This window comes from Chitinivibrionia bacterium (genome assembly GCA_009779925.1).
Lineage (GTDB): Bacteria > Fibrobacterota > Chitinivibrionia > Chitinivibrionales > Chitinivibrionaceae > WRFX01.
In genome coordinates this window covers 1-9,008 of the sequence record WRAZ01000058.1, presented here as the reverse complement: position 1 = coordinate 9,008, position 9,008 = coordinate 1, and the positions used below count along the sequence as shown (strand labels likewise).

The 9,008-nt window shown below is 42.6% G+C and carries 8 protein-coding genes; all 8 read left to right on the top strand.

Annotated elements, in window-relative coordinates; translation table 11 throughout:
- A partial coding sequence (locus FWE23_10745) for a hypothetical protein (GenBank protein ID MCL2845903.1) occupies positions 1 to 269 on the top strand: 269 nt, incomplete at its 5' end.
- Positions 262 to 1,233, top strand: coding sequence for a DUF2971 domain-containing protein (locus FWE23_10740; protein MCL2845902.1), 972 nt, complete (start codon positions 262 to 264; stop codon positions 1,231 to 1,233). The genes FWE23_10745 and FWE23_10740, both read left to right, overlap by 8 nt.
- A 15-nt stretch (positions 1,234 to 1,248) precedes the next feature.
- Complete coding sequence (locus FWE23_10735) at positions 1,249 to 3,393, top strand: hypothetical protein (GenBank protein ID MCL2845901.1); 2,145 nt, start codon at positions 1,249 to 1,251, stop codon at positions 3,391 to 3,393.
- A gap of 14 nt (positions 3,394 to 3,407) precedes the next feature.
- The gene (locus FWE23_10730) at positions 3,408 to 4,208 is read left to right on the top strand and encodes a hypothetical protein (GenBank protein ID MCL2845900.1); all 801 of its coding nucleotides are present in this window, start codon (positions 3,408 to 3,410) and stop codon (positions 4,206 to 4,208) included.
- Entirely contained in the window at positions 4,205 to 5,932 is a 1,728-nt protein-coding gene (locus tag FWE23_10725) for a hypothetical protein (protein ID MCL2845899.1), read from the top strand. The genes FWE23_10730 and FWE23_10725 overlap by 4 nt, the downstream gene beginning before the upstream one ends.
- Before the next feature lie 64 nt (positions 5,933 to 5,996).
- The gene (locus tag FWE23_10720; GenBank protein ID MCL2845898.1) at positions 5,997 to 6,389 is read left to right on the top strand and encodes a hypothetical protein; all 393 of its coding nucleotides are present in this window, start codon (positions 5,997 to 5,999) and stop codon (positions 6,387 to 6,389) included.
- 15 nt (positions 6,390 to 6,404) lie between these two features.
- A complete protein-coding gene (locus tag FWE23_10715) occupies positions 6,405 to 8,381 on the top strand; it encodes an SUMF1/EgtB/PvdO family nonheme iron enzyme (protein MCL2845897.1) in 1,977 nt (658 codons plus the stop codon).
- Between the two features lie 238 nt (positions 8,382 to 8,619).
- Positions 8,620 to 9,008, top strand: a 389-nt coding sequence (locus FWE23_10710; protein ID MCL2845896.1) for a type II toxin-antitoxin system PemK/MazF family toxin, incomplete at its 3' end; no start/stop codon positions are given.

Below are 9,008 nucleotides of genomic sequence, written 5' to 3'. Positions count from 1 at the left end.
CGCCAGCGGAGCGCCAGCGGAGCGCCAGCGGAGCGCCAGCGGAGCGCCAGCGGAGCGCCAGCGGAGCGCCAGCGGAGCGCCAGCGGAGCGCCAGCGGAGCGCCAGCGGAGCGCCAGCGGAGCGGATTTTTATTAGTAAATAAAAATCCGCTTCGTGAGTTCCTCACGATTGGTTTCTTTTTTTCTTATATAATCAAAAAATCTTTTGCGAAGTATTTTTGCTTCGTTTCAAATTTAACGCTCAATACAGAGGTGGGAAAATATGAATAACATAGTTTATCATTACACCTCACCGCAAGGAGCGCTTAATATTTTGGGAAATAACACACTTTGGTTTACCGATTGTCAATATCTTAATGACAAACACGAATTGTTTTATGCTAACGAATCCGTGAAAAAAGCATTTAAGAAAATTGCTAAGGAACGTAGCGTTTGGGATGGAGGGTTCTTTAATAATAAATTTTCAAAAAGATTGCAAAAATTATCATACGAAGATATAGATATTGAGTGGCTTTTTGAATCATGCGAAGAATCTTATAAATTAAAAAAAACGCCAAGTTATAGCTATTACGTTTTATGTGCATCAAATAATTCTGATTGCATAAGTATGTGGAAATACTACGCAAAAAACGGCGCATATCAAGGATACAGCATTGGACTAAACGCTAATAATATTAAAACATTTATCTCGAAGTGGGCAAATTCTACAAATGGAATGGTTAAAATTGTATCAAACGAAATATTTTATGCCCCTCCAAAAGAAGTGGAAAGAATTTTTTATGAAAATATTAAAAAACTTATAATGAATTTTGATGAGAAAATGGAGCAATTGCCGGAAGATTGTGATTTTAGTCCACTCATGAACAATTTCAAAGAAGAATTATCGGACTATATGAACGAGAAAAAACTGTTTTTTAAAGATCCTGTTTTTGAAAGTGAGAAAGAATATCGCTTTGTCCTGAAAGTGAATAATGATTTTTTTGATGAAAATCGTTATGAAAGAAATAGCAATGAAAGTAAAACTTCTATAAAAGGAAATTTTCGTGTTGGAGACAGTGGCATTATTACGCCGTATGTTGAATGCACTTTTTCATTAGCAGAAAGAGAGAAAGTATTTACTAAAATAACACTTGCTCCCATGATTGAAAAAGAAATAGCCGCAAAAAGTTTTAGGCGCTTTCTAGGTAGCGCTGCAATTGATATTGTTCCGTCATCTGTTAACATGAGATTTTAACAAAAGGAGAAAAAAATGAAACAATTACTTTTAATTTTAGCATTAACAACAAGTATGCTATTCTGGGCGGGATGCTCGGACGACAACAACAGCGGCGGAGGTGGAGGCATAGGCGGTGGCAACCCCACTGTAGACAGTTGGGCGGCAGCAAACATTACCTTAAGGACTTTAGCGGATTTAAGAGAATTCAGAGATAGTGTTAACGCGGGAATGAATTTCTTGAATCAAACAATTCGACTTGCAAGCGATATTGAACTTAACGGGAATCAAAATAATCAGTGGGTGCCGATTGGAACCGGAGGTTCAGGGGTTTCTGCAAGGCAATTCAGAGGAACATTTGACGGCAACAGACATTCGATATCCGGACTTTTTATATCGGGTGATATGCCCCGTGCGGGGCTTTTCGGTGTGGTTGGTGAAGACGGACAAGTAAAAAATCTTGTTGTAAATGTTAATAGTATAACAATAACATCTTCTAGCTCAACAAGGGTCGGCGGAATAGCGGGAGAGTTTCGTTCGACAAGAGTGATAGAAAACGTCGGAGTAAATATAAGAGACAGTATTTCGGCAATCGCTTCCGGTGGCATTCCTAATGTAGGTGGTTTAGTTGGAAGTAATGGGAGTAATCCAATAAACATAAACAATTCTTATTCCGCAGGGAATATTTCTACAAGCGGAGAAACAACTCAATCTTTCGGCGGCGGGTTAATTGGCTGGAGCAACTTAGGTGGTGTGATAAACAATTCGTTCTCCACTGCTAATGTTTCCGTCAATACTACTACGGGATCGCAAGGAGCAGGCGGCTTAGTCGGATTTTTGACGGGTAGTTCTTCACATATTAACAATTCTTACGCAGCAGGAGCAATAACTATAAGCCGCCCGGTTCACGGCGGGATGCCTAGAGTTGCCGGCGGAATTTCGGGCACAGGCTCGTCGGGAAGTTTGTTTGAAAGAGTATATTACAATTTTTTTGGAGCAGCCCGACCGATAGGGAACAACAACACAGTTAACGTACAGGGAATTACCGGAGTGTATCCTGAGCAACTGAGGCAGCAAAGCACTTTTGTCGGCTGGGATTTCACTAACGTTTGGGATATTTCGTCGGACATAAACAATGGCTTGCCGTTTTTGCGCGATTTGCCGCGTCCGCAAAACAACAGAAATACGCTTGCTCTTCTGGATATAATCTTTCTGGCAAATCAACGATTTCTGCAAGACGGTCGCCCGACAACAATACATCTGCACACAAGCGCTCCTATACATCCCGCGGTAGAAAGCATCGTTTTTAACGGAAGAACCTTGATTGCCGGAACCGATTATCAAGTGCAATATAGAAATCACATAGATGTCGGCAGGGGAGAGATTATAATAAACGGCAGAGGAAATTATTCGGAAAGCGTTATTTTGCCTTTTTTCATCACCGAGCCGAGAAATATAGCACAGACAGTTATTTCGGCAATTCCCGACCAAGTCCACACAGGATTAGCTATAAGACCCGAAATAACCTTACGAACTCCTGCTATTCTTAATTCCACCAATCGCGATACAATCACACTTCGCGAAGGTTTGGACTACATTCTCGACTATGTAAATAATGTGGAGCCGGGAAGAGCGACAATAGAGGTCGTCGGAATCGGAATTTTTGCGGGGACATTCAGAACTGTAAATTTCAACATAATTGAGACATACTCCAGAACGCCGATTTCGGGCGGTAATGCAACAATAGCAGTCATAACTCCGGTAACTTTTAACGGACAAGAACTCCAGCCGACGATAACTGTAGCCCACATAAGAGATGGCGTTTTAGTTCAGGGCAGAGATTACATTGTAAGTTTCAGCGACAACATTAACGCAGGCACAGGCTGGGTTACGATAACGGGTATCGGCAACTATATCGGAGAGGCAACTGCCGCTTTTTTCATAAATCGCAGAGACATAAACGAAGCGATCATAGCGCCGATTCCGCCGCAAAGACACGCAGGAGGAGAGGAAGTTCGTCCAACTTTGACTATTACCGATTTAGGCAGAGAGTTGGTTTTGGGAACGGATTTTACGGTTAGTTATCTCAACAATCGGAATATTGGCGAGCACGCTGTTGCTAATATTACAGGGACGAGGAATTATACGGGGTCGCGAGTGGTGAATTTTGTGATTGAGTGAGAGGGGGGGGGAAGATGACTAAAGAAACGTTTTGTGAGTATTTTCATATAGAATGGTCAAATTTGGATCCGAAAGATAGAGAAATAAAAGCCAAGAACGCTTTTGATGTAGCCAATGAAAATCGGAAATTTGAAATTGAGCATTACTGGAAAAGAGCCAGCTACTACTGGGTTATTCAAATATCTATCTACACCGGATATTTTTATTACATCGCAAACAATGGAAAAGAGACACAATATATTGCTATAATAGAAAATACCGCCATAATACGCAGTGCTACGGAAAATGTTGCTGTAAACCCCACAATAGAAAGTGCTACGATACTTGGAATAACCATCTTGGGCTTTTTATCTGCGCTTGCATGGCATTTGTCAAACCAAGGAAGTAAGAAATGGCAAGAAAGTTGGGAAAACCACGTGTATTACCTTGAAGATATAATAACAACCCCTTTATCTAAATACACAAGCCATAACAAGAATTTTTCTGTATCTAAGATAAATGACATCGTAAGTGCATCTTTTGTTTTGGCTTGGTTGCTTACTGGAATAAAAACTGTTTATACTTACTTTGCTATTACTTATAATAATTTTACAGTTTGGTTGTTTTGCGGATATATTTTATGCTATACATTGTTAATGCTTATAATTACTTGCGTGTTTTATGTTAAATCTAAAAACATTGTTAACAAAAACAATGTTGTCAAGGCTAAAAAAACAGATAAATACAATGTCGATAAAGATGATAAAGAAGAAGTTCTATGGTACGAAAGAGACGTTATTCACAAAAGAGCCCCATTGAAAGGAGACAAAAAATGAAAACAAACAACCTACTCAAACCACTGGCGATAGCTCTAACAATCGCCACAACAGCGTGGGCACAAATCACCGTCAGCGAAACCGACTGGCGGACTTCCAACGCTATCACAATAAAAACCGCCGATGACCTGCACGAATTATCTCGGCGAACACGCAGCGCTATTGCGACAGAACGTAGAAACGGTTTTCGGAACGTAAGATTTACCCTTGCGAATGACATTATTCTTATTGAACCATGGACACCGATTGGTCATGCGGTTGCCATATCGAACGGGTGGTGGTTTAGGAATCTAGCAGCTAGTCCATCTCCATTTCCGTTTGAAGGAACGTTTGACGGCAATAATAATGTTGTTAGAAATGTTGTTATAGATAATTCTTTGCCGCACCAAATTATAGGGTTATTTGGATTTATCGGGAACCTGGGAAGAGTAATGAATCTTGTAGTTGACATTAATATAACAAGTGTTCCGGGAAGTATCGGCGGATTGGCAGGAAGAAATCAAGGCATAATAGAGAACAGTTATTCTGTCGGAAGTATTGTAATAACAGGATCTGGGTTAAACGCAGGCGGCGGACTGGTCGGACAAAACAATCCAAGTGCAGTAATTAAAAACAGTTTTTCTGCGGTAAATATGCTACCTGAAAATCTCACTATCAATTGGCTATATAATAATACCTTACCAAGGACAGGCGGATTTGTGGGAATTAACGCAGGCGAAATAATTGCTTCCTATTTCACTGGACGTGTTCTAGGGCATGGTGCAAGGGGCGGATTTGTGGGATATAACGCTAACGTAGGGACAGACAGAAGCCCGAGGAGAGGAATAATCCGTAATAGTTATACCACAGGAGATTTAATATTATGGGGACCCGCAAATGGTTGTAGCGGTTTATTCGTAGGATATAACGAGGGGTACATAGAAAATGTTTATGCAACAGGAAGGCTTTTAAACGTACGAGGCGGCAACGTTTCCAATGCCGGCACTATAGGTATTGCAATAACTAGAACAATCACTCCTAACTACCCTAACGCTTCACGTTTAAGTACTGTTAATTCTTTCATTTTGCCCACGACTTCGTATTGTAATTATCATTCTAGGTGTTTAACACCTGAACAATTTAGATCGCAAAATTCGTTTCCCAATTGGGATTTTGAAAATCTTTGGGCGATTAACCCGAATATAAACGATGGTCGTCCACACTTGCGGGCGCTTATTTGCAGTTATTTTGACAATAATCACACTTGGGCTGATTGGACGGCAACTACTCCAGCAACTTGCGAAACAGAAGGCGAAGAAACAAGAATTTGCGCAAGAGAAGGTTGCACACACGTGCAAACTCGCTCGGTAGCCAAATTAACCGGCGAAGAATGCCAAGGCGGCACATCAATTCGCCCTCATCAACCCACCGATACCCAATACGGTATTGTGTTGGAGAATGCGGTGGTGTCGGATTTTGCAAGAATTTCGGTAATAACCCCGGAGCCGACAACAATAAACCTGCGAATTTTGGATAATTTGGGCAATGTTGTGTTTTCGGCAGACAACGTAGGGGCGGGTTTCAAACCCGCCCCTACAAACACCGACGATAACGCAATCATCTGGGATTTAACCAATCAATCAGGACGTTTCGTCGCCAACGGCGCGTATTTGATTGTGGTGGAGGCAATAGGTATCAGCGGACGAAGATTTACCTATTCTGCAAGGATTGGAGTGAGCAGATGAGAAAAAAGGGTTTCAAATATAAATTTAACTTTGCCGTTAAGAAACGGTAGAAAGGTGGTTTTTTATGAGTAATGTTATTGCTGTCAACGTTAATAGTACGTATCGGGATGCAAGGAAACACAATAACGGAAGTGTGAGTCGTCAGGATTTATACGAATGCACAAGATGGGGTTGGATAATTAACCAACAAAAAGTTCATAGTATCACACACGTGTTGGCAGTTTGGAAAAACGATAGCGGAGTGTGGGAAGTAAAAGGGGTATTCAAACCCACGGAGTGGTACAATGGCGACCCTGAAAGTCCGTTGCCGAAATACAGAAAGAAGCCGGAACCCAATCCGAAACGTTGCTGCTTCAAATGCAAAGACATTAGCAGTTCTAACGAAGATGAAGAAATAGCAAAGAAATGGACAAGCGACATGGCTTTTACTCAATGGCGGCCCGTAAGGTATTTGTAAAACAGGAGACAAAGAATGAAAAACAGCGTTAAGTTTTTTGCGGCAATCTTGGTTATCGTTGCAGGAGTAAGCGCGCAAAACGTCAGCATAAGCAACGCGCAAGAGTTGCGTGATTTTGCTGCGCAGGTAAACAGCGGTAATAATTTTATCGGCAGAACAATAACACTGACTGCCGATATTGATTTGAACGGCACCCCGGAGTGGGTGCCTATTGCCAATACTGAGGCGCGAGCGTTTATGGGAACATTCAACGGCAACGGGCGAACTGTTAGTGGTGTAAAAATCAACAACTTGAGCACAGACGGCAATCTCGGCTTCTTCGGCGTTATCGGTAATAGTGGAGTGGTGCGAAACTTGTCTGTCGATGTAAATATTGTCGGCGGTAATTTGGCAGGTGCGATTGCGGCGGTAAACAGAGGAACGATTGAGGAAGTTCGTGTTTCGGGTTTAGTTGCCGCACCAACGGTTGGCGGATTGGTTGCCGAAAATAGAGGAACAATCAGAAACTTCCATTCTTCTGTGCAAACAGTTGTGGCAGTTGGTACGGCGGGTTTTCCGCTTTCGACCACTCTTCCGTTAAATCCTGGAGAGGGTCAAGGAGTGCGGCTTATGGTAAGGGGGATTTATATCGACTTAATTTATGTGGCGCCGGGTACGTTTCGGTTTGGTGCCTGTGCCTCAAGAACTCCTGCGACAGTCGGTACCAACCATACAATATCACGGGGTTTTTGGATAGGACGTTTCCCCATAACGCAAGCGCAGTATCAGGCGGTAATGACAGGGCATCCTACATTAAGCGCCGTTCCGTCGCATTTTAGAGGTGGGGCAGCAGCCGGCTCTACTAACTTGCCTAATAATCCTGTAGAGATGGTAAGTTTTAATGATATAACTTCCGCGGATGGTTTTTTAGCACGAATCGGCGCAAGATTACCGACGGAATTTGAGTGGGAATTTGCAGCTCGCGGTGGAAATCGTCGGCAGGGGAATAACGGCGGAGTGGATTTTATTTGGGCAGGTAGCAATACAGTAACAGAAGTAGCTTGGCATAACGCAAACAGTGGAAGTCAAACCCGCCCGGTAGGAGGTCTTGCACCAAATGAATTAGGTATCCACGATATGAGCGGAAATGTGTGGGAATGGACGAGTACCGTATCGGGCTCTCATCGCGTGTTTCGCGGCGGCTGTTGGAACTATGTCGCGGAGGGCACGCGGGTTGCTCTTCGGAACTTCAACCGCCCTGACATCAGGTGGCTCCTCAGCGGGTTTCGGGTGGCTCTCTCCCCAAATTCAAACATATCGACTACAATTGAACAAACGACACCTGCAAACGCCGCAACGGGCGGCGGTGCTGTAGGTGTAAATTTCGGCACGATTGAGAACGGTTATTCGACCGGCTCGGTTTTTGGCTCGACTACCAACATCGGCGGCTTAATCGGAGTAAACCAAGGCGGCACAATCACCAACTCGTTCTTCGACAGCCAAACATCAGGCAGAAACGACGACGGCAGAGGAATTCCGCGTACCACCTTTCAAATGCGCCAACAAAGTACATTTATCGGCTGGGACTTTAACAACATTTGGGACATTAACCCCGATACAAACAACGGTATGCCGTTTTTGCGTATGAATACCGGCGACAACGGCACATTCATTCGTCCTCGCCCGGACGCACAACCGCGAGAACACGGCATCATTATCGAAAATGCAATCGTTTCCGAGGTAGCAAAAATCAGCGTAATCACCTCCGAACCCGCAACAATAAACCTGCGAATTTTGGATAATTTGGGGAATGTTGTATTCACGGAAACCGCCGCGTACGGGCGGGTTTCAAACCCGCCCGTACAAAACGCCGCCGATAACGCGATTATATGGGATTTAACCAACCAATCAGGACGTTTCGTCGCCAATGGCACATATTTGATTATCGCAGAGGCAACAGGTATCAGCGGTCGAAGATTTACCTATTCAGCGAGAATTGGCGTGAATAGATAAGATCAAACAATAAGGGCGTAGAAATACGCCTTTTTTTGTTTTTGAAAGAATTTTTAGAAAAAAATCTCTTTTTCTTGACTTTTTACCTGAAAATGTAGTATATTATGTGTAAGCAGTGGCAACATTGCCTTTCCCTTAAATGGGTTTACCGCCCTCGTATTTTACGAGGGCTAATTTTATCTTAAAAGGAGTAAACTTGCAAAACTCGCCTGAATATGTTAAAAAAGGTCAAATATTTATGTGTAGATTTGAAGTTTGTTGGCATAAAGACAAATCTTGTATTTCCACCGATAAATCAATAATTGCAAATATAAAACCAGAAATCGGTAAATTTCGTCCGGTCGTTATAGTTCATTTTCATAAGCGGCAGAGATTGGCGTTGGTTGTTCCGCTTACTACACAAACTCCGCAAAAAGAAAGTTTTTATACAGCGTTTATTCCCAAAGGGATTATGCCGGGAATTTTGGCGAAGAAAGAATGTTGGGCGTTATGCGATATGCTGAAAGCCGTATCACTTGATAGATTACAATTACCTTTCTGCGGAAGAAAAAATTTGCACGAAAGTTTTAAGACTACTATGCTTGACGAAAATAAATTTGCAGAAATTACTTCTATTGTTAAAAGTAT

What these genes read in the sequence shown, in the direction of transcription:
- FWE23_10740 (MCL2845902.1), top strand. Translation starts at nt 262, where the DNA reads ATGAATAACATAGTTTATCATTACACCTCACCGCAAGGAGCGCTTAAT.
- FWE23_10735 (MCL2845901.1), top strand. Translation starts at nt 1,249, where the DNA reads ATGAAACAATTACTTTTAATTTTAGCATTAACAACAAGTATGCTATTC.
- FWE23_10730 (MCL2845900.1), top strand. Translation starts at nt 3,408, where the DNA reads ATGACTAAAGAAACGTTTTGTGAGTATTTTCATATAGAATGGTCAAAT.
- FWE23_10725 (MCL2845899.1), top strand. Translation starts at nt 4,205, where the DNA reads ATGAAAACAAACAACCTACTCAAACCACTGGCGATAGCTCTAACAATC.
- FWE23_10720 (MCL2845898.1), top strand. Translation starts at nt 5,997, where the DNA reads ATGAGTAATGTTATTGCTGTCAACGTTAATAGTACGTATCGGGATGCA.
- FWE23_10715 (MCL2845897.1), top strand. Translation starts at nt 6,405, where the DNA reads ATGAAAAACAGCGTTAAGTTTTTTGCGGCAATCTTGGTTATCGTTGCA.